We start from the raw sequence: 19,808 nt of genomic DNA on the forward strand, positions 1-19,808 counted from the left end.
CTTACAGCTGTGGCATGGTGTCAGCTGGGGTCAATACATCGCGCTCGATGATCTTAACCTTACTGTTATTGCTCAAACGCAACTGCCCGCTGGTCACCACCATCTGGCCGCCTTTCAGGCCTGAGGTGACGTGCGCAAGTTCGCCGTTGCGCTCTTGCACTTCTACGTTGATCTGATTTGCGCGCAGCTGGCCCTGATCGTCTTCCTCGACCACATACACAGTGTTGCCGTACAGAGTGAAGTTAATCGCGGTTTCAGGCAGTACTACTTGGTCCACCAGCTCTGGAAGCTGAATGGCCACTCGAGAGAACATGCCAGAGCGCAAACGGCCGTCATTGTTTGGAATAGTGGCTTGCACTTGAATAAGACCACTTTGATAAAACACAGCCGGCTCAATGGCGCTAATGGCGCCGTCAAAGCTGTGCTCTGGGTGTGCGTCTACGTACACCTTAACCGGCGTGCCCACGGCAATCTTGGCCAACTCATTTTGAGGAATGGTAAAGCGGATCTTCATGGTGCTGATGTCTTCCAAACGCACGATATCGGTACCCGCTTGCAGATATTCGCCCAAGTTAACCGAGCGAATGCCCACCAAGCCAGCAAATGGTGCCTTGATCTGACGTTTATCTATGGTGGCGTTCAAGCTTTCAATATCGGCTTCTAGCGCCATGAAAGCAGCTTCGGCCTGGTCTAGGTCAGACTTAGATACTGAGCCTACTTTGTAAAGTCGATTCAATCGTTTGTACTCAGACTCTGCCGCTGGTAATCGCACCTTGGCATTCTTGAGATTAGCCTCCTCGACCTGAGAGTTCTGGGTTAACAGCAACTGACCTTGCTCAACCTTAGTACCGTTTTCAAAGTCGATAGACTTGACTAAACCAGCGGTTTCGGTGGCTAGGGTGACGCCCTGATTTGGCTCAACAAAGCCAATGGCGTCTATGGTTGGCGACCAGGTCATTAGCTCAACCGGTTGCGCGGTAACCGCAAACTCCGGCTCCGGCATGTTGGCGATGGCCTCTTTCATCTTGCCTTGTACAAAGAAATTAAAGCCAATCACACTGCCAAAAAGCACCGCGGCCAATACAATTACCAATAGGATCCACTTCTTCATCCCGTTTCTAGCTCCCGTGCTTACTTTGTGATGGATTGCCAGCAAAGCTCATAGGCTTGCTGCAATTGTTCTTGGTTGAATTCGATACCTTGTCGTCGGCGGCGGGCCAGCCCAATGGCGGGCTCGAGAAAGACGCAACCTAAGATTTCGGTATCCAGGGGTTTAAATTGTTGAGTAGCCACTCCATGGTTGAACATTTCAATTAGCGGCTGATAAATCTCTCGAGCAGCTTGGACAGATTCTTGGTTGTTAGAACCTGGCAGCTGATTGATTTGGTCGTAGCTCAAACGGTCAGGGTCTCGCTCGAGCTCAAACTGGGCAATGTTCATCCAAACGCGATGACAGCGCTCTTGTAAAGTGCCGCTCTCGCTACCTGCCAGTACTTGACTCGCAGCTTGGCGCATTTTGTGTTCGCGCAATGCCTGAGTCAGCGCTTCTTTGTCAGCAAAGTAGCGATAAATCGTACCTGCGGCGATGCCGGCCTGCTTGGCCAGTTTTTGCATCGATAGCTTGTGATAACCCTGTTGAGCAATGATGCTCTCGGCTGCCAGTAAGATTTGTTGTTGTTTGTTGCTCATTATTCGATCGCCAATGAATGAACGTTCATTCATTGTAGTGAGAGATTCGTAAATTTCAATGAATCGATGCAAATTTTTCCGGTAAGTTAGAATAATCTCGATATTTGGACACTATTACAGCGGAGAAACGGCGGCGATTGCTGCCTGAATGGGCGCGAATTTGCTATTATGCACGCCCTTCGATTTCGCGCTAGGAAGTAAACTTCGATGAAACTCAATCCCGGTCAGGAGCAAGCAGTAAACTACGTTAGCGGACCCTGTCTGGTGTTGGCGGGTGCCGGTAGTGGCAAGACTCGAGTGATTACTAACAAGATAGCCCACTTGGTACAAAACTGTGGCTATCAAGCGCGTCACATCGCCGCGGTAACCTTTACCAACAAGGCCGCACGCGAGATGAAAGAGCGGGTTGGCCAAACCATGGGGCGCAAACAGTGTCGTGGTCTTTGGGTGTCGACCTTTCACACTTTGGGCTTAGAGATCATTCGTCGCGAGGTGAAAATCCTCGGGCTTAAAGCCGGTTTTTCCCTGTTTGACGACCAAGACAGTTTGGCGTTGTTAAAGGACCTGACTTCCGAGCAAATCGACGGTGATAAGGATTTGCTATCGCAATTAGTCAATCAAATCTCCAATTGGAAAAACGATCTGATTTTGCCGGACATGGCCATCAAACAGGCGCGTGAGCCAAAACAGATTCTGTTTGCCAACAGTTACAAGCTGTACCAACAGCACCTTAAGGCCTACAACGCGCTGGATTTTGACGATCTAATTCTGATGCCGACCTTATTACTTCAAAGTAATGCCGAGGTCAGGCAGCGCTGGCAAGACCGGATTCGCTATTTGCTGGTGGACGAATACCAAGACACCAATACATCGCAATACTTGCTGGTTAAACTTCTGGTGGGCGAGCGGGCGCGTTTTACCGTGGTTGGGGATGACGATCAGTCGATTTACTCTTGGCGTGGCGCCAAGCCGCAAAACCTGGTGCTACTAAGTCAGGACTTTCCTTCGCTGCGCTTGATTAAATTGGAGCAAAACTATCGCTCGTCGGGCCGCATCCTTAAATCGGCCAATATTCTGATTGCCAACAACCCCCACGTATTCGAAAAGACCCTATTTAGCGAATTGGCCTATGGTGAACCGCTGCGAGTATTGCAGGCAAATAACGAAGAGCAAGAAGCCGAGCGAGTGGTCGCCGAGATCATTCGCCACAAGTTTATGAAGCGCTCCCAGTTTGGTGAATACGCCATTTTGTATCGCGGTAACCATCAGGCTCGCTTGTTTGAGCGAGCGCTGATGACCAACCGTATTCCCTACAAACTCTCGGGAGGTACCTCGTTTTTCTCACGCGCGGAAATCAAGGACATCATGGCTTACCTGCGCTTGTTGGTAAATCCAGATGACGACAACGCTTTGCTGCGGATCATCAATACCCCTAAGCGTGGTATTGGCCCTGCGTCGTTAGAAAAAATAGGTGCACTGGCTAACGAACTCGACCAGTCGATGTTTGCCACCGCCGCCGATGACCGCCTTGGTCACGTGCTATCCGGGACTGCGCTGCACTCGGTTAAGCAGTTTGTGCGTTTTGTGGTGGAAACCGCCGACAACGCCCAGCGGGGTGATAGCGTGGCGGCGCTGAGAAGCCTGATTCAGGGTATCGACTACGAGGACTTCCTCTACGAAACCAGCGCTTCGCCCAAAGCGGCGGAGATGCGCATGAAAAACATCTCTGAGCTGTATCGTTGGATCACCGAGATGCTTGAAGGGGATGAGCTAGAAGAGCCAATGACGCTGGCCCAGGTCGTCACCCGCTTGACCTTGCGTGACATGATGGAGCGCAACAGTGAGGAAGAGGGCGGCGATCAAGTGCAATTGATGACTCTGCACTCATCCAAAGGCCTTGAGTATCCCTACTGTTTTATGGTGGGGATGGAAGAGGGCTTGCTACCTCATCAATCAAGCTTGGATGAAGACAACGTCGAAGAGGAGCGTCGTTTGGCCTACGTGGGCATCACTCGTGCGCAACAAGAGCTTTGGTTTACTCTGTGCCGTGAACGCCGTCAGTTTGGCGAAACCATTACCACAGAACCGAGCCGCTTTTTATTGGAGTTGCCACAGGACGATCTGGAGTGGATGGACCGGCGCAAACCGCAAAGTGCGGAGCAGCGACAGCAAGTGGGCAAGGCCAACATTGCCAACCTACGCGCCATGCTAAAGAACAAGTCTTAAAGGTCGACGTGATGATAGTGGGCGATAACTTCCTCTAACGGCAGTGGCTCGCTATGCCAATACCCTTGAGCTTGAGTACATCCAAGCTGGCGCAATAAGCTCACCTGCTTTGGATGCTCCACGCCGCTGGCTATCAACTGATAACTGAGATTCCGGGCCATTGCCGCAAAGGACTTCACCAGGTTCTGGCTGCGGTCACTATCGATCAGGCTGTTAACGAATTGACGGTCCATTTTCAGGTAGTCCGCGTCTAAGTCAGTGAGCGCTAAGAACGAACTATAGCCAGCGCCATAGCCATCAATACCAATCTGTACCTTCAAACGACGCAATCGTTGAATTGACTCAAGGTGTTGCTTAAAGCCTTGGTTGAGGGACTGCTCGTCAAACTCCAGCGCCAAATTCGACAAGCGTGCTCGCAATCGTCGAATTACTCGCATCAACTTGCCCAAATTGGTTTGGTGCTTGAGGTGATCGGTACTCAAGTTAATTTGCAGCTGAACATTGCTCGGTAAGCTTTGCAGTTGATCGGCGGCCTTTTCTAAGGCTTGTAGCACGTAGCGGTCAACCTCTAGCATCAAGCCGCTTTGGCTTGCCACCGGCAAGAACTCTCGTGGCAGAATCAAACCTCGAGTAGGATGTTGCCAGCGCAACAGCACTTCATAGCCGGTGATCTGGGCTTGGTCCAAGTGGTACAAGGGCATCAAGTAGAGATCGAGCTCTTTGTGGCTCAGGGCGTGCCTTAACTCATTTTCTAGATGTGCTTGCGACAGTTGATTGCGATGCAACTCTTGGTCGAAGAACACATAGCTACCACGACCGGTATGCTTGGCCTGGTACATGGCGGCATCGGCGTCTCTCAGCAAGCTGGCGCTGGTCTCGAATTGATGCCGCCCAGAGAGTGCAATACCGACCGAAGCGCTACAGTAGATGCTATTGCCCTCAAGTTGGTAGGGTTCAGCAATGGTGCTGATAACTCGCTCTGCTACATCGCGCACTGCGGTGCGACTATCAATGCTATCGAGCAGAATAACAAACTCATCGCCGCTTAAACGCGCTAGTGTGTCGTTATCGCGTATGCACAATAGCAGCCGCTGCGCGACTTCGATGAGCAGCGCATCACCCACGTTGTGGCCAAAGCTATCGTTAATCGATTTGAATTTATCCAAATCGATAAACAGTAAGGCAAGGTTGTCGCCTGGGTGGCGTTTGACGTGGCGCAGGGCCTGGGCCAGTCGGTCGTGAAATAGGGCGCGATTGGGTAACTGGGTCAGGCTGTCATGGCGGGCGTCGAACATGAGTTGTTGTTCGGCTTTGCGTCTTTGCTGCACCTCGCACTGGAGCGCGTGATTTAATTGCTCCATTTTCTCGGTACGAGCTTTAACTAACTGTTCGAGCGCTTGGTGTTGCTGAATTTCGAACTTTGCTTGAGCTTGGGAGGCAGACAACAACTCCTCTCGAGCTTGCTCTAGCTGCTGCTGAGCTTCCTCAAGTCGTTGTTTTAGATGACGGTTCTCTAAAGAGAGCGCGTCTTTTGCGGTGCTATCCATAGCCTGCTTAATCGAATCCGTGCGTTGCTTTAGCTGCCCCTATGTATACCATGATTCCGGGACTGCGAGAAGAAATCGCTGACTAATCTTTACTCGAGATTACTAATTTCTGACCAATCGGTTTAAACTAAGGGTATTAGCGCTGGACTATGGCTAAGCGAATCCGTATAGTATGCCCCGCTGGTAAGGCACTCGGCCTTTCGGAACTGCGCCCATAGCTCAGCTGGATAGAGCGCACCCCTCCGGAGGGTGAGGCCGGAGGTTCGAATCCTCCTGGGCGCGCCATTGTCATAACCAGTGTGTTCCCGGTTGTGGTGGGCGTAGCTCAGTTGGTAGAGCCCCGGATTGTGATTCCGGTTGTCGTGGGTTCAAATCCCATCGTTCACCCCATTCTTTTTGGGGAAAAAATTCGGTGATTAGCGCAGCCTGGTAGCGCATCTGGTTTGGGACCAGAGGGTCAGAGGTTCGAATCCTCTATCACCGACCACTTTTAAGAAGAAAGCCTCGCATTGCGAGGCTTTTTTCGTTTCTGTTACTGCTAGTGATTCAATCGCAAAAGTCCACGCTCATCAGCGCAAGCTGGTACGTAAAGACCAAAGCCGCTAACTCAAGTTAGCGGCGTGTTTGTAGCTGCTGATGGCAGCAAATTGCTCACCCTGATTTTCCTGAATGTCTGCCAGAATCAAATAGCGCTCACGTGTGGGCTCGGCTTTGATGGCGGCTTGCCAATAGGGCTTGGCCTGCTTGAACAGTCGGTCTTTGAGCATCAAACGGCCAATGCAATCGTTGAGCTCTGCCGATTCTGGGTTGGCTTGATGAAACTTGTTGAGCAGCGTTTGCAACTTGTCGTTGTCTTGCCAGTGCATCAGTTCAGCAACCGCCGCCAGAGTGTGGGGGTCTTGATGGCTTTTAAGTTGTTTCATCAACAACTGCTGGGCTTCAGCCAATTCAAACTGTGCAAGCTGGCGACAGTACTCGGCTTTAATGATGGGTTTATTACGCTCAACTCGCGGCATCCAAGCCCAATGCTTGCGGAGCTCGTCTAAGGTTCGATTGTCACTAGCACTGAGCTCGCCTAAGTCAACTTTGAGCAGCAGGGCTTCGGCTTGCTCGCCGTCGAGCAGTTGTTTTTTGCGCAGCAAAGGAAGAATCAGGCGTAAGGCCTTCCAGTCACTTTGAGCCAAATAAACTTCCTTGGCTAGGCTTAACAGCGAAGGCTTAGCGCGGCCATCGACTTTGAGGGTATCCAACAGCTCTCGAGCTTGTGCAGATTCACCTTGTTGCAACAAATAGCGAATTGAGGCTACGGTCGCGGCGTTCTTGGCATTTGGCTGAGCTTTTGCCAAGGCCAAGTACTTGTCACGGGTTTCTATGTGGCCTTGTTGCTGAGCGGCGCGTGCTGCAGCTAGGTAGTTCAAGGCCGGCAGCTCGCCTTTAGCCGCACCTTTGGCCATGGCATCTTCGGCCACTTGCCAGTCTTCTTCGGCAAGGGCCAACGCGCCGGTTAGCGTGTTCTTACGGGCGGCTGAGCGACGCCAGCGCTCTGGCCAATAGCGACTTTGTAGCAAAGTGTTGATAAACCCCACCACGAGCCACTCAAGCAATTGCAGCAAGGTGTAAAACACCACCAAAACCAATGCAGTCACTAGCAATGAGCTTTCAATGGTCCACTCGCCAACCGCAACCAATACATAGCCTTTGTTCGCAATCAGATACGGTGCAATCATCATTCCCGCGAGAATGATGAGCAAATAAGCCAGTACGCGGATCATGGCTTAGCCTCCGACTCAACCAGCTCGCCAAAGTTGACTAATTGCTCGAGTAAACGGGATGACTTAAAGGTTTGTGGATAATCTCGCTTAAAGCGCACCTGCTTTAGCGCGTCCAGCGTGGCCAAGGCTTGCTGAGTGGTGGCGCTTTCTAAGTCAAAGTAGCGGTTGACCCAAGTCGCTGCGGTTTCAATGGCGGTGACGTAATTGGCTTGCTCGCCTCGATACAGGGCTACTTGAGCCCTTAACAGTCGATTGCGAATGTTTTCTTTTAAGAACCACTCTTGCTCAGGTGCCAACAAGGCCTCGGTATCTGCGCCTCGGCGGCGAATGGTAAAGAGTTGATCCACCACGCTACTCCAGGCTCGGCTGAAGTTCTGCTTCCACTCGGCAGCATCTTTGGAAACCGGCTCCGACTCGGCGTCATCTTCGATGGCAGGCAGTTCGACAAAGTTCACCGGCAGTTGGTCGAGCTCGGCGACCAAGGTATCAATGATCAACGCGGTACCACTGATATCCACCTGCTCGATGCGTTTGAGGGTTTGAATGTCTTGGGCTAGGGCACGGCGCAATTGCATCAGCGACGGGTTGCGCATGCTCTTAACCCTATCGTCGGCGCTTTCAAGTAGGGCAACCGCGCTGGCAATGTCTTGCTCCAACCAGAGTTTTCGACCGGCAATTCGAACCAAATAGTCTGCCTCTGCCGCTAACCAGTGGTTGGGGTTGCGGTCGGCTAACTGATTAAGCTTAATTTGCAGCTCTTGCTGGTCATCGCTTAAGGCCTGCAGCGAGTCACTATGAGTTTGTGCGTGCTCGGTTAGCGCCTGTTGCTGTGAGTGTAACGACTGCACTTGGGACAGAGGTTGCTGCAGCTTTTGCTCGAGCAGAGAACTTAGTTGCTGGTCGATGCTGCCATTGAGTTGAGCTTGTTGCTGTTGCAGCGTTTGAAACTGTGTGAACAACCATGCGCCACCGGCACCTAACGCCACAATCAGCACTAAACACAACCAGGCCAACGCGTTAGATGCTTTAGCGGGCTGTTGTTGTGTTTTGTCGGGTGATGGCGCTGTGGTTTTGGTTTTATCAGATTTGGACGCTGGCTTTGTTGCCGTTTCCGACTTGGCAGTGGTGGCTTTTGCAGGAGCGCTTTTCGCTTTGTTGTCGGCTTTGTCTGCGGCTGCTGGTTTTGCCTTGGGGTCAGGCGTTTTAGAAGGTACTACTGGGTCTGACGATGCAGTATTTGAATTCGATTCGGCCGGCGCTTTGGGAGACTGCGCTTGTTTGGACTGGTCTGGGCTATTGTCGCTGGTGCCCTTGGGTTTGTTGTCGCTCATCCATATTGCCTTTTAGCTGAGAAAGCGCGTCAATCACTGCTTGGTCATTGGCGCCTTGGGCATTGTGAAGATTAGTAATGCCTAGTTCTTTTGCCAACGTCAGCACACGCTCACTTGGCACTATAAAGGTTTTGTTGGCTAGCCAGGGCCAATGGCGCTCGCCAGCCAGTTGATTGAGGTTGGTAAGACCTTCGCCGCTGGTTATTACTATGGTATCGATCGCGCAAGCACGCCAATCGGCGATGGTCTGCTCGATATCATAGTCTGGCAGACCGCGCTGATACACCTGCCAGTAACGCACTTCGGCACCGAGCGCCGATAGGCTTTCGGCTAAGTCTTCTCGCCCGCCAACACCGCGCACTATCGCGATGCGCTTGTTTTCGACCGCCTGCAATTGAGGAAGTTGCAGCAAGCCTTCAGTTTGCTGTAACTCGGCCGGGGCGCACAAAGCCACGACACCACGCTGCTTTAAGGCAGCCTGAGTGGCCTGACCAACTGCAATACATTGTAACTGGGAATTGGCGATTTGTTGAGGTAAATCCTCAGCAAATTCAACTGCATTGGTTGAGATGAAGATAATGATATCGGCCCATTGATGGAGTTCGGTGGCGGACCATTGTTGGGCTAAGGGAGTGGTTTGAATGGAAATCATAGGGGCTACACAGGTGCGCAGCCCCAGTTCGCTCAGTCGCATTTGCAAGCTTTGGTTACGCCCTTTGGGGCGAGTTAGCAAAAGCGAGGTGGGCGTCATTTAGTTACCGTAAACTTCGTCCAAAATGCGCTTGGCACCGCGAGACAGAAGCTCGTCAGCCAACTCAACACCTAGGCGCTCAAAGTCAGTTTTAGGACCAGAGATTTCGCCTTCGATGATCTCGTTGCCATCGGTGCTGCCAACTAGACCGCGCAAGTGCAAAGTGTCGCCGTCGATTTCAGAGTAGGCACCGATTGGCACCTGACAACCGCCTTCTAGGCGAGTGTTCATGGCGCGCTCGGCCAACACGCGGTAGCGAGTTTCTTTGTGCTCTAGTGGCGCAAGTAGCGCTTTAACGCGCTCGTCGTCGACACGACATTCGATACCCACAGCGCCTTGACCATTGGCTGGTAGCGACTCTTCAGCAGAGATAAAGCTCGCGATGCGTTCTTTAAGCTCCAAGCGAATCAGGCCTGCAGCGGCAAGAATAATGGCATCGTAATCGCCGTTATCCAGTTTGCCCAAACGAGTACCTACGTTGCCGCGAAGATCTTTAATCACTAGGTCTGGACGGCGAGCGCGCAACTGGCACTGACGGCGCAGACTGGAAGTACCGACTACAGCGCCTTCTGGCAATTCGTCGATGCTCTTATAGGTGTTTGATACAAATGCGTCGCGCGGGTCTTCGCGCTCACAGATGATTTCTAGGCCTAGACCTTCTGGGAAATCCACTGGCACGTCTTTCATGGAGTGCACGGCAATGTCCGCCGTGTTTTCTAGCATGCAGACTTCCAGTTCTTTAACGAACAGGCCTTTACCGCCAACTTTCGCCAATGGAGTATCCAAAATGATATCGCCTTTGGTGCTCATAGGCAGCAGAATTACTTCCAAACCTGGATGCGCTTTTTCCAGTTCGGCTTTGACAAATTCGGCCTGCCACATGGCCAATGGGCTCTTACGGGTGGCAATCCGTAGTTGTTGGTTTGACATCTTGCTAATTCCAATATTGCTAACTTTTAATCTGCGGTCATGCTAACACTGCCCCAAGGCTTATGTAAGCGACGCTTGTTTAATCTTTGACTTAGGCAGGAATTTCATCACCTAGGTTTTGTGATCGCGATCACAAGATTAGAAGGGCGTGTTGGAAACTGTTACCATAGTCACAGTTTTCTTCTTATCGATTAGAGTGTTGGAACATTGAACTTAGCGCTTGAGCCCGACTTGGAATTTGCCTTTGAAACGGCAGAACGGGTCAATCGGTTGCGATTGCAGCGTGCGGTTGCTCTGTACTCAGCCCACATTGAAGCCAAGTTCGCGCTTTTGCCCAGCTTGTTTCATTATCACGACCCCGCATTACCCGGATTTATCGAAGGTGATGTGCCCCACGGTATCGAGGCGTTCGACCAAGAACTGTCCACCGCTGCGTTGCGTCAAAACGAACTCCTACGTCCATCTCACTTTTTCCAAGGGCATGCCGACTTGCTCGGCATCTATGTCATGGGCAGCAGCGGCACCTTTGGCTTTAGCGCTGATAGTGATATCGACCTGTGGGTTATCTATCGAGCTGAGTTGCAGCCCAGGGATCTGGAGCTGCTCAAGCTCAAATGCGATCGCATCAGCGATTATTTCGCCGACTTTGGCATGGAGCTCAATTGTTATCTGGTTAACCCGAATCAGTTCGTCAAAGGTGAGCGCTGCTCGATTCAAGAAGATGCCAGTGGGTCGGCACAGCATTGGTTACTGCTCGATGAGTTCTATCGTACTCACATTAAGCTCGCCGGACTGACGGTTCAGTGGTGGCCGCGAGCGTACGGGCGGAGCTCGCTTGGGTTAGAGCTGGGCGACTTATCTCAACTGCCCGCGAGTGAATACTTTGGCGCCACTCTTTGGCAGTTACACAAGGGTCAGGCCCGTCCGCACAAATCCCTGATGAAGACCTTGCTGCTAGAAGCCTACTCAGAGGAATATCCCGGCGGTGAACTGCTGTCTACCACTCTTTGGCGCAATGCCTGCAACGGCGATTACTCCTGTAGCAACGACCCTTATGTTTTATTATTGGCTAGAGTCAGTCGTTATTTGAGTCAGCACTACGATGACGATCGTCTCAAGCTGGTGCGCCAAGGGTTTTACATGAAAAGTGGGGTGCGTTTATCGGACCCTAAGCAGCCTCGCGATTGGCGCTATCCATACATGGAAGAACTGGTCAACGAATGGGGTTTCTCCCAGCATCAAATCGCTTTTCTCGACCAGGCTCAGTACTGGGACCTGAACGAGTTGCAGCAAATGAACCAGCGAGTGGATGAAATTCTTTTATCCAGTTACAACCATTTGGTGAAATTTGCCGGTAACCATCATTTGGACCACGAGCTCACTCTTGATGATTTGGGGCTGTTGACTCGGCGTTTGCACACGCGTTTCAGCACCGACCCTCATCAAGTCGAGCGAGTTAACCAGCTTTGGAGCAAGGCAACTGGCGAAGCGATATTGGCTATTGTGCCAAAAGACGGCGCTTGGCAACTCAATGCGCATCGAGTCGGCAGCGGCCCAAGGTGTGCGCCACGCCCATTGAAAACCTCGCGCCATCGCTTGGATCTAGTGCTTTGGGCTGTGCTGAACAAAGCCAGTAAAGCCAAGACTCAGTGGCGATTGGGCGCGCCCAATTCCAGCGAAAAACCCAACAAAAAGTCCTGTAAATGGTTAGCACAAGTCGCCAAACACTTTAGAGCGCCAATGCGCAGCTTTGAAAAGGTCAGCTTGGCTCAATTAAAAGCGCCAACTCGCTTAATGAAAGTCAGTTTGGTGTTGAACAGCGAAATCGACCCGACCACTGAGTTAAAAGGCCATAGCTTTGCGCTCAATGTGCTAGGCGGTTCGGTGTTTCACATGGGTAAAAGCAAGACCAACTTACTCGGTAGTGTTGCATTGGTGACCTACTCCAGCTGGGGCGCTTGGCGAGTACAACATTATCAAGGTGCGGACGCTTTGATGGCGGCGGCCAGCGATCTGATTGATGAACCTGAGCTGGATTGGGAACAGATTGAAATTATCAGTGCTTCAGCGAAAGCCAGTCGCAATTTGATAGAGGCCACTCGAGTCCGCTTACAACAGGCGCAATCATTGACTCAGTGTGCGCAGCAAGAAGGGCCAAACGAGCTAGAGTGGCGCGTTGGTGATAAAGCCTATGAGCTTCAGTTTGCTAACGGGCGCTTGCATTGGAAAGAGGCTCCATCTAGCAAACACCCCTAACACAACTCAATCAAACCACTAGCTTATACGACTGGGCCAAAACAATTAGCTCAAGTCCAGAGCTTCGCCGCTAAGCTTGTCAACCATATCGATAAGCACCACATCTAGGGTTATCTGGTTACGCTCGTCGAACCAATCTTTATTATCGCCGCGGTATTGGTAATGAGAGGCGCCTAGTTTGCTGGCAAGCCAAAGCTCGTGCAGCGGCTCTTGCTTGTTAAGTACCAGCTGACCACCGTCGTCGAACTCTAGGGTCATCACATTTCCACTGCGGTCTACATCGATATCCAGTTCGTTGGAATCGATGGCGTGTTCTACCCGATTCATAAAATCGTCAGCGACTTGATGAAATTCACTATCGGTCATCTAGTTAAGCTCTTTGCAAAGTGAATGATGAGTGCGATTATAGAGCCCATACCATTTATCAAACAAGAAGCTGAAAGCCACTGATGCGCACTCTATCAATATTTTTCCTGTGCCTGTTGTTGAGTCTTGGCGGCCTGTCCGGTTGCGGGCAAAAGGGTCCGCTGTACAAAGCCGACCCAGAACAGACCAATCAACCCCCAGCGCAAACGACCTCAGCAGAGTCTGAGTCAAGTGCTTCTAATCAACAAGAATAGCGGAGCAGGTTATGGATTACTTTCAGTATCGCGACGGTGAATTGTTCGCCGAAGAATGCTCCTTGAGCCAGCTGGCTGAGCGTCATGGCACGCCTTTTTATTGCTACTCTCGTGCCACCATCGAGCGTCACTGGCATGCTTTTAACAACGCGGTCAAAGACCATCCGCATTTGATCTGTTACGCGGTTAAGGCCAACTCCAATCTGGCGGTGCTCAACTTGATGGCGCGCATGGGCAGCGGCTTTGATATCGTCTCGGGTGGTGAATTGGCTCGAGTTATTGAAGCGGGAGGCGATCCGGCCAAAGTGGTGTTTTCCGGCGTAGGCAAGAGCGTCGAGGAAATGGAACAGGCGCTGAATGCGGGCATTTATTGCTTTAACGTAGAATCGGAAGCTGAGTTAGAGCGCCTTAACCAGGTGGCCTTACGCCTTGGTAAAGTGGCGCCTGTGTCGGTTCGCGTAAACCCAGATGTAGACGCTGGTACCCATCCCTACATTTCCACCGGACTGACGGAAAATAAATTTGGCATTCCTATGTCGCAGGCGGTTGAAGTGTTCAAAACCGCGGCCGGGTTGGCAGGTATCGCGGTAAAAGGGGTGGATTGTCACATTGGCTCTCAGCTCATCGAAATCCCGCCGTTTATTGACGCGTTAGAGCGATTATTGGGCTTAATCGATCAGTTGCAAGGCATGGGCATTGAAATCGAACACCTAGACGTGGGCGGTGGCCTTGGGGTGAACTACGGCGATGAGAACCCACCGCACCCGGACCAGTATGCCGCCGCTTTGTTGAAGAAGCTTGGCGATCGAAAGCTTAAGCTGATTTTTGAGCCAGGGCGCGCCATCATGGCCAATGCTGGCGTGTTAGTCACCAAGATTGAGTACCTCAAACGCAACGGCGATAAGCGCTTTGCTGTGGTTGACGCGGCCATGAACGACTTGTTGCGCCCGGCGCTGTACTCGGCTTGGCAAAATATTATTCCTTTGGTGCCCCGTGAAGGCCAAGAGCACAGTTACGATGTGGTTGGGCCGATTTGCGAAACCGGTGATTTCATTGGCAAGAATCGAATGCTTAGCCTAGCAGCCGGTGATTTGCTGGCGGTGCGCAGTGCTGGTGCTTATGGCTTTGCGATGGCGTCAAACTACAACTCTCGCCCAAGAGTTGCCGAGATCATGGTGGATTCGAGTCAGGATTATGTGGTGCGGGCTCGCGAAAGCGTGCAACAACTGTGGCAAGGCGAGCAAAAATTACCGTAAACTGGCGCTAGTAACGATTTAAGAGTCATTGAATGTTATTTCAATTTTCTAAAATGCACGGTTTGGGCAATGACTTCATGGTGGTCGACGCGGTCACTCAGAATGTCTACTTCTCACCGGAGCAAATAAAGCGCTTAGCGGATCGCAACCAAGGGGTTGGTTTTGACCAGTTGTTGATGGTTGAACCACCCTACGACCCAGATTTGGATTTTCACTACCGTATCTTCAACTCGGATGGCAGCGAAGTGGAGCAGTGTGGCAATGGTGCCCGTTGTTTTGCCCGCTTTGTGCGTCACAAGGGTCTGACCAACAAGAACTCGGTCAAGGTCAGCACCACAGCCGGCAAAATGACCCTGCGTTTTGAAAAGGACAATCTGGTCGCAGTGAACATGGGTGTGCCAGAATTCGAGCCCAACCGCGTGCCATTTAAAGCCAAAAAGTCAGAGAAGACTTATTTGATTCAGGCGCTTGATCAGACCTTTTTCGCCGGTGTGGTCAGCATGGGCAACCCGCATTGTGTGATTGAAGTGGACGATGTGGAAAACACGGATGTAGATACCATAGGGGCGGCGATCACTCGCCATGAGCGTTTTCCAAAGGGTGTGAATGTGGGCTTTGTCCAGATTCTTGCTGAAAATCGTGTTAAGTTAAGAGTTTACGAGCGTGGAGTTGGGGAAACTCAGGCTTGTGGTAGCGGTGCGTGCGCAGCAGTAGCTGTCGCCAAACTGCAGGGAAAACTCGGTCGACGTGTGCAAGTGGAACTCACAGGCGGACGTTTGAATATCCTTTGGGACGGAGCGGGCAAACCGCTCACCATGATAGGCCCGGCCGAGCACATTTTTGACGGACAAATGCAGCTATGACCTCGAGTCACTCAAATCCACTCAACTCAGAGCTAGGGCAGGAACTAGAACAGCAACTGGCGCATGTGGCCAGCTTGGATGCGCGTATGGTGCGCGATTACTTGCTAGAACACCCAGATTTCTTTGCTCATCATCCAGAGCTACTGCTTACCTTGCGCTTGAGCCATCAACAAAAAGGCTCGGTGTCTTTGATTGAGCGCCAGCAAGAAACCATGCGCCAACGCATGCGCCAACTCGAAGAAGAAATCACCAACCTGATGACAGTTGCTACTCGCAACGAGCAAATTTTCCGATTTAATTCGGCGTTGTGTCTGGAGCTTCTAAAGGCCAAGTCTCGCGATGAGATCTTGACTTTGATGCGCGACAGCTTGCAGGCGGAATTTGCCATTCGCCGCGTAGAGATTGTCGAGGTAGAAAAAGATAACTTCGGTGCACAGAAGGTGTATCAGCACCGACTGATCGCCGGGCAGTACTTTGGCCGGTTGAGCGACGCTGAAAGTCAAAGCTTGTTCCGCGCGCCTGTGGGTTCGGTTGCCCTACTGAAATTGGACTTTGACGAGACTCCGGCCATTTTGGCGTTTGCTCACGACGACCCGGCACACTTTCACTCGCGCATGGATAGCCTATTGCTAGACCAACTGCGCCAACAGCTGAACTATCAGTTTCCGCTGCTTCCCTAATCATGGACTGGCTCGCCGAGTATCGACAACACCTGGCTAGTGAGCGGGTGTACTCGGCGCACACGGTTCGCCTGTATCTATTTGAACTTGAACGTATTCAGTCGCTAATCTGTGGTGATGCGGATACTCGTGTCGATTGGACTCGCCTTAATTCAGCACAGCTGCAAGGGGCTATGATCGGTCTTAAGAAGCAGGGTTTGTCTGCCAAATCCATCGGCTTGAGCTTATCGGCGCTTAAAGGGCTCTATCAGTATCTGCTGCGTTGTGACGCGATTGAAGACAGTCCTGCTGAGAATCTGATTGCGCCCAAGGTAGGTAAAGTCTTACCCAAGAATTTGGATGCCGACAGTATCGATGCGCTGTTGAGTATTGACGACAAGGACCCAATATCCCTGCGCGATTTGGCCATTATGGAATTGTTTTACTCATCGGGATTGCGTTTAGCCGAGTTGTCGGCGCTGGATGAGGCTGATCTGAACTTTGATGAGGGATTGGTCAGTGTCTTGGGTAAGGGTAACAAGCAACGAATTCTGCCCATGGGGCGCAAGGCCATTCAAGCGCTGCAAGCTTGGTTGGCGGTTCGCACCGATATGGCCACAGTGGGTGAGAACGCCCTGTTTGTTAGCCAGCGCGGCGGACGTTTGTCGCATCGCGCGATTCAGGCGCGTTTGTCTCATTGGGCGCAAAAACAAGGACTGCCTGCCGGGGTGCATCCGCACAAACTAAGGCACTCGTTTGCGACTCATATGCTTGAGAGCAGCGCCGATCTTCGTTCGGTGCAAGAGTTGTTAGGCCACGCCAACTTATCCACCACTCAGGTGTATACCCATTTGGATTTTCAGCACTTGGCCAGTGTGTATGATCAAGCGCATCCTCGAGCTGCTATAGAGACAAGCGCTTCCAACAAGAAAGCCAAATCATGATTCGACACTACCTCAGACATGGACCGATAAAGGCCATTAGTTTTGATTTAGACGACTGTCTTTACGACAACCGGCCGCCGCTGAAAGCTGCCCTTGATGAGCTTCAGGGTTTTCTCGAAGGGGTGGATGCTCGATTTGCTAGTTGGAGCTACAAAGACTGGTTTGCTTTAAAGCTGGCCTGTCAGCGCGCTGCACCTCAGCTAAACCATTCGGTCAGCCAAACTCGATTGGCCACCTTGCTGTTGGCCTTTGAGCGCTATCAGATTGCTGATGCGCAGGCTTTGGCCGAGCGTGCCATGGCATTGTTCATCAAAAAACGCTCCGAGCTCAACGTAGACGCGGCTACCAAGCAGTTGTTGAGTGACTTGAGAAAAGACTATTCGCTGGTGGCCATCACCAATGGCAATTTGGATATGGATGTTAGTGGTTTAGCAGAGTGCTTTGATTTGACGTTGCAAGCCGAAGTTGGCCAGCGGGCTAAACCGCATTCGTGTATGTTTGCCAAAGCCTGCGAAAAGCTGGCCATTTTGCCCTCGCAACTGATGCACATTGGTGATCACCCGCGAACCGATGTGGGTGGTGCCAGAGACTTTGGCGCGGTGAGTGTGTGGCTGAATCCAGGCTTTGGCCATGAGCAACCAAGAGCCCTGCATCGAAGCCTACCTCACTGGCAAATATCTGAGCTGCAGGAGTTAGCCCAGCTGGTATACTAGGCGCACTTGCAGCACCCTGCGAGTTCGTTTCTCCAACCTAAAAAGTATTATCACGGAGCCCGCCTAATGGACGTTTCCCACTTACTCGATGGCCTTAATGAACACCAACGTCAAGCGGTTAGCGCGCCGCAATCGTCGATGCTGGTGTTAGCGGGTGCGGGCTCGGGCAAAACTCGTGTGTTGGTGCATCGCATTGCATGGTTGCTTCAAGTCGAGCAACAAAGTCCATACTCCATATTGGCGGTGACCTTTACCAATAAGGCCGCTAAAGAAATGTTGGGCCGAGTTGAGCAGGTGACCGGTCGAGTTAGCAATCGCATGTGGATTGGTACTTTCCACGGCTTAGCGCATCGTTTGCTTCGCGCTCACTATCAAGAAGCCAAGTTACCCCAAAGCTTTCAGATTTTAGACTCAGAAGATCAGCACCGACTGCTTAAACGCATCATCAAAAGCTTAGGCCTTGACGACAAGCGCTGGCCGGCACGTCAGGCTCAGTCCTATATCAATGCCAAGAAAGATGAAGGCTTGCGCCCGAAGCACGTGGACGCTGGCTATCACCCCATGGAAAAGCAGTGGCTGCAGATATATCAGCTGTACCAAGAAGCCTGTGACCGCGCCGGCTTGGTGGATTTTGCTGAGCTGTTGTTGCGCGCCCACGAACTCTGGTTGAACAACCCAACCCTACTTAACCACTATCGCGACCGATTCCGTCATATTCTGGTGGACGAGTTTCAAGATACCAATGCCATTCAATACGCGTGGATCCGGATGTTGGCCGGCGACTCGGGCAAGGTGATGATCGTTGGCGATGACGATCAGTCGATTTACGGCTGGCGCGGGGCTCGAGTGGAGAACTTGTCGAAGTTTTTGACCGACTTTGATGGGGCTAAGACCATACGCTTAGAGCAAAATTATCGCTCTACTGGCAATATTCTGAATGCGGCCAACCAACTGATTGCCCACAACCCAGACCGCTTAGGTAAGAACTTGTGGACCGAAGGTAAAGATGGCGAGCCAATAGGTTTGTACTCGGCGTTCAACGAGCTCGATGAAGCCCGGTTTATCGTTGGTCGTATTAAAGACTGGGCCGATAAGGGCGGCAGCTTAAGCGAGTGCGCGATTTTGTATCGCGGCAACGCTCAAAGCCGTGTGTTGGAAGAAGCGCTGCTGCAACAGCGACTGAGTTATCGCATTTATGGTGGCGTTCGCTTCTTCGAACGCCAGGAAATTAAAGATGCTATGAGCTACTTGCGCTTAGTGGCCAACCGCGACGATGACGCGGCGTTTGAGCGAGTGGTTAACACCCCTGCTCGTGGTATTGGCGATCGCACATTAGAGATAGTGAGAGCCACCGCTCGCGAGCAAAGTAGTACGCTATGGCGAGCGGCGCAGTTCTTAATTGAGCAAAAAGGGCTGGCGGGTCGCGCCTCAAGCGCGGTAAATGGTTTTCTAAGCTTGATAGCCCAGCTGGAAGATGAGTGCAGCGATTTGGCCATGCACAAGCAAGTGGACCACTGCATCATTGCCTCAGGCCTTAAGGACATGTACCGCGCCGAAAAAGGTGAGAAAGCCGAAGCTCGAATTGAGAACTTGGAAGAGCTGGTAACTGCCGCGCGCAGTTTTGAGCCCGACGAGACTCAAGAGAACTTAACCGAGATGGATGCTTTCTTGGCTCACGCGGCGCTGGAAGCCGGTGAAGGTCAGGCGGACGCCTTTGAGGATGCCGTGCAGCTAATGACCTTGCACTCGGCTAAAGGTCTGGAATTCCCACTGGTGTTCTTGGCCGGGGTAGAAGAAGGCTTATTCCCGAATCAGCGCGCCATCGATGAAGGGGATCGTTTAGACGAGGAGCGCCGCCTTTGCTACGTGGGCATGACTCGGGCGATGCAAAAGCTGTTTATCAGTCATGCCGAGCAACGCCGTCTGTATGGCCGTGAGCATTATTCGGCGCCGTCGCGGTTCATTCGCGAAATTCCGCGCCAGTACCTAGACGAAATTCGGTTAAAAACTCAGGTGAGCACACCAAGCAGCTCAGTGGCCAATCGTTTTCATCAAAGTGAGCAGACCTTTGAGCAAACCGGATTGAGTTTGGGCCAACGTGTCAGTCACCCAAAATTCGGGGCCGGTGTGGTGGTAAATTACGAAGGGCACGGTCCACAGTCCCGAGTGCAGGTGCACTTTGATAGGGTTGGCGCTAAGTGGCTGGTGGTCGCTTATGCTCGTTTGGAACCGATTTAAAATAGATTATAAG

Annotated in this window: 17 protein-coding genes and 3 tRNA genes; 12 read left to right on the top strand and 8 right to left on the bottom strand. The window is 51.8% G+C overall.

The window, feature by feature from the left end:
• Position 1 precedes the first annotated feature (1 nt).
• Positions 2-1,111: an efflux RND transporter periplasmic adaptor subunit gene (locus tag CLC93_RS04060; RefSeq protein ID WP_095504674.1), complete on the bottom strand. Its 1,110-nt coding sequence runs from the start codon at positions 1,109-1,111 to the stop codon at positions 2-4.
• 20 nt (positions 1,112-1,131) lie between these two features.
• Complete coding sequence (locus tag CLC93_RS04065; RefSeq protein ID WP_169902809.1) at positions 1,132-1,689, bottom strand: TetR/AcrR family transcriptional regulator; 558 nt, start codon at positions 1,687-1,689, stop codon at positions 1,132-1,134.
• A gap of 207 nt (positions 1,690-1,896) precedes the next feature.
• On the opposite strand from CLC93_RS04065, the gene rep reads away from it, so the two are divergent.
• Entirely contained in the window at positions 1,897-3,915 is a 2,019-nt protein-coding gene (gene rep / locus CLC93_RS04070; protein ID WP_095504676.1) for a DNA helicase Rep, read from the top strand.
• On the opposite strand, the gene CLC93_RS04075 is transcribed toward rep, so the two are convergent.
• The gene (locus CLC93_RS04075) at positions 3,912-5,462 is read right to left on the bottom strand and encodes a putative bifunctional diguanylate cyclase/phosphodiesterase (RefSeq protein ID WP_095504677.1); all 1,551 of its coding nucleotides are present in this window, start codon (positions 5,460-5,462) and stop codon (positions 3,912-3,914) included. The genes rep and CLC93_RS04075 overlap by 4 nt on opposite strands.
• 208 nt (positions 5,463-5,670) lie before the next feature.
• On the opposite strand from CLC93_RS04075, the gene CLC93_RS04080 reads away from it, so the two are divergent.
• The 3 genes from CLC93_RS04080 (at position 5,671) to CLC93_RS04090 (ending at position 5,949) form a co-directional block, all read left to right on the top strand.
• Positions 5,671-5,747 (top strand) — tRNA-Arg (locus CLC93_RS04080).
• A 29-nt stretch (positions 5,748-5,776) separates the two neighbouring features.
• A tRNA-His gene (locus CLC93_RS04085) sits at positions 5,777-5,852 on the top strand.
• A 20-nt stretch (positions 5,853-5,872) separates the two neighbouring features.
• Positions 5,873-5,949: transfer RNA gene (locus CLC93_RS04090), tRNA-Pro, on the top strand.
• A 115-nt stretch (positions 5,950-6,064) separates the two neighbouring features.
• On the opposite strand, the gene CLC93_RS04095 is transcribed toward CLC93_RS04090, so the two are convergent.
• Genes CLC93_RS04095 through hemC form a run of 4 tightly spaced genes read right to left on the bottom strand, consistent with a single transcriptional unit; the run spans position 6,065 to position 10,246 of the window.
• Positions 6,065-7,234 (bottom strand): heme biosynthesis HemY N-terminal domain-containing protein, encoded by a 1,170-nt coding sequence (locus tag CLC93_RS04095; protein WP_095504678.1) that lies wholly within the window; start codon positions 7,232-7,234, stop codon positions 6,065-6,067.
• Positions 7,231-8,565: a uroporphyrinogen-III C-methyltransferase gene (locus tag CLC93_RS04100; RefSeq protein WP_095504679.1), complete on the bottom strand. Its 1,335-nt coding sequence runs from the start codon at positions 8,563-8,565 to the stop codon at positions 7,231-7,233. The genes CLC93_RS04095 and CLC93_RS04100 overlap by 4 nt, the downstream gene beginning before the upstream one ends.
• Complete coding sequence (locus CLC93_RS04105) at positions 8,528-9,316, bottom strand: uroporphyrinogen-III synthase (RefSeq protein WP_095504680.1); 789 nt, start codon at positions 9,314-9,316, stop codon at positions 8,528-8,530. Before CLC93_RS04105 ends, CLC93_RS04100 begins: the two co-directional genes overlap by 38 nt.
• Entirely contained in the window at positions 9,317-10,246 is a 930-nt protein-coding gene (gene hemC, locus CLC93_RS04110; RefSeq protein WP_095504681.1) for a hydroxymethylbilane synthase, read from the bottom strand. It abuts the gene before it with no gap.
• A gap of 207 nt (positions 10,247-10,453) precedes the next feature.
• Here hemC and CLC93_RS04115 point away from each other — a divergent pair, with 207 nt between their 5' ends.
• Entirely contained in the window at positions 10,454-12,502 is a 2,049-nt protein-coding gene (locus CLC93_RS04115; protein ID WP_095504682.1) for a class I adenylate cyclase, read from the top strand.
• Positions 12,503-12,547: 45 nt separating this feature from the next.
• Here the strand turns inward: CLC93_RS04115 and cyaY are convergent, their stop codons facing one another.
• A complete protein-coding gene (cyaY, locus tag CLC93_RS04120; RefSeq protein WP_095504683.1) occupies positions 12,548-12,868 on the bottom strand; it encodes an iron donor protein CyaY in 321 nt (106 codons plus the stop codon).
• An 83-nt stretch (positions 12,869-12,951) separates the two neighbouring features.
• Here cyaY and lptM point away from each other — a divergent pair, with 83 nt between their 5' ends.
• The 7 genes from lptM (at position 12,952) to uvrD (ending at position 19,795) form a co-directional block, all read left to right on the top strand.
• Positions 12,952-13,122, top strand: coding sequence for an LPS translocon maturation chaperone LptM (lptM, locus tag CLC93_RS17810; RefSeq protein ID WP_245837079.1), 171 nt, complete (start codon positions 12,952-12,954; stop codon positions 13,120-13,122).
• Positions 13,123-13,133: 11 nt separating this feature from the next.
• Complete coding sequence (lysA, locus tag CLC93_RS04125; RefSeq protein ID WP_095504684.1) at positions 13,134-14,378, top strand: diaminopimelate decarboxylase; 1,245 nt, start codon at positions 13,134-13,136, stop codon at positions 14,376-14,378.
• 32 nt (positions 14,379-14,410) lie between these two features.
• The gene (dapF, locus tag CLC93_RS04130) at positions 14,411-15,241 is read left to right on the top strand and encodes a diaminopimelate epimerase (RefSeq protein WP_095504685.1); all 831 of its coding nucleotides are present in this window, start codon (positions 14,411-14,413) and stop codon (positions 15,239-15,241) included.
• Positions 15,238-15,921: a DUF484 family protein gene (locus tag CLC93_RS04135; protein WP_095504686.1), complete on the top strand. Its 684-nt coding sequence runs from the start codon at positions 15,238-15,240 to the stop codon at positions 15,919-15,921. Before dapF ends, CLC93_RS04135 begins: the two co-directional genes overlap by 4 nt.
• 2 nt (positions 15,922-15,923) lie before the next feature.
• Positions 15,924-16,844, top strand: coding sequence for a tyrosine recombinase XerC (gene xerC / locus CLC93_RS04140; RefSeq protein ID WP_095504687.1), 921 nt, complete (start codon positions 15,924-15,926; stop codon positions 16,842-16,844).
• The gene (locus CLC93_RS04145; protein ID WP_095504688.1) at positions 16,841-17,557 is read left to right on the top strand and encodes an HAD-IA family hydrolase; all 717 of its coding nucleotides are present in this window, start codon (positions 16,841-16,843) and stop codon (positions 17,555-17,557) included. Before xerC ends, CLC93_RS04145 begins: the two co-directional genes overlap by 4 nt.
• Positions 17,558-17,623: 66 nt before the next feature.
• Entirely contained in the window at positions 17,624-19,795 is a 2,172-nt protein-coding gene (gene uvrD, locus CLC93_RS04150) for a DNA helicase II (protein ID WP_095504689.1), read from the top strand.
• The last annotated feature ends 13 nt before the right edge of the window (positions 19,796-19,808 follow it).

This window comes from Paraferrimonas sedimenticola (assembly GCF_002282855.1).
GTDB classification, from domain to species: domain Bacteria; phylum Pseudomonadota; class Gammaproteobacteria; order Enterobacterales; family Shewanellaceae; genus Paraferrimonas; species Paraferrimonas sedimenticola.

What these genes read in the sequence shown, in the direction of transcription:
- CLC93_RS04060 (WP_095504674.1), bottom strand. Translation starts at nt 1,111, where the DNA reads ATGAAGAAGTGGATCCTATTGGTAATTGTATTGGCCGCGGTGCTTTTT.
- CLC93_RS04065 (WP_169902809.1), bottom strand. Translation starts at nt 1,689, where the DNA reads ATGAGCAACAAACAACAACAAATCTTACTGGCAGCCGAGAGCATCATT.
- rep (WP_095504676.1), top strand. Translation starts at nt 1,897, where the DNA reads ATGAAACTCAATCCCGGTCAGGAGCAAGCAGTAAACTACGTTAGCGGA.
- CLC93_RS04075 (WP_095504677.1), bottom strand. Translation starts at nt 5,462, where the DNA reads ATGGATAGCACCGCAAAAGACGCGCTCTCTTTAGAGAACCGTCATCTA.
- CLC93_RS04095 (WP_095504678.1), bottom strand. Translation starts at nt 7,234, where the DNA reads ATGATCCGCGTACTGGCTTATTTGCTCATCATTCTCGCGGGAATGATG.
- CLC93_RS04100 (WP_095504679.1), bottom strand. Translation starts at nt 8,565, where the DNA reads ATGAGCGACAACAAACCCAAGGGCACCAGCGACAATAGCCCAGACCAG.
- CLC93_RS04105 (WP_095504680.1), bottom strand. Translation starts at nt 9,316, where the DNA reads ATGACGCCCACCTCGCTTTTGCTAACTCGCCCCAAAGGGCGTAACCAA.
- hemC (WP_095504681.1), bottom strand. Translation starts at nt 10,246, where the DNA reads ATGTCAAACCAACAACTACGGATTGCCACCCGTAAGAGCCCATTGGCC.
- cyaY (WP_095504683.1), bottom strand. Translation starts at nt 12,868, where the DNA reads ATGACCGATAGTGAATTTCATCAAGTCGCTGACGATTTTATGAATCGG.
- lptM (WP_245837079.1), top strand. Translation starts at nt 12,952, where the DNA reads ATGCGCACTCTATCAATATTTTTCCTGTGCCTGTTGTTGAGTCTTGGC.
- lysA (WP_095504684.1), top strand. Translation starts at nt 13,134, where the DNA reads ATGGATTACTTTCAGTATCGCGACGGTGAATTGTTCGCCGAAGAATGC.
- dapF (WP_095504685.1), top strand. Translation starts at nt 14,411, where the DNA reads ATGTTATTTCAATTTTCTAAAATGCACGGTTTGGGCAATGACTTCATG.
- CLC93_RS04135 (WP_095504686.1), top strand. Translation starts at nt 15,238, where the DNA reads ATGACCTCGAGTCACTCAAATCCACTCAACTCAGAGCTAGGGCAGGAA.
- xerC (WP_095504687.1), top strand. Translation starts at nt 15,924, where the DNA reads ATGGACTGGCTCGCCGAGTATCGACAACACCTGGCTAGTGAGCGGGTG.
- CLC93_RS04145 (WP_095504688.1), top strand. Translation starts at nt 16,841, where the DNA reads ATGATTCGACACTACCTCAGACATGGACCGATAAAGGCCATTAGTTTT.
- uvrD (WP_095504689.1), top strand. Translation starts at nt 17,624, where the DNA reads ATGGACGTTTCCCACTTACTCGATGGCCTTAATGAACACCAACGTCAA.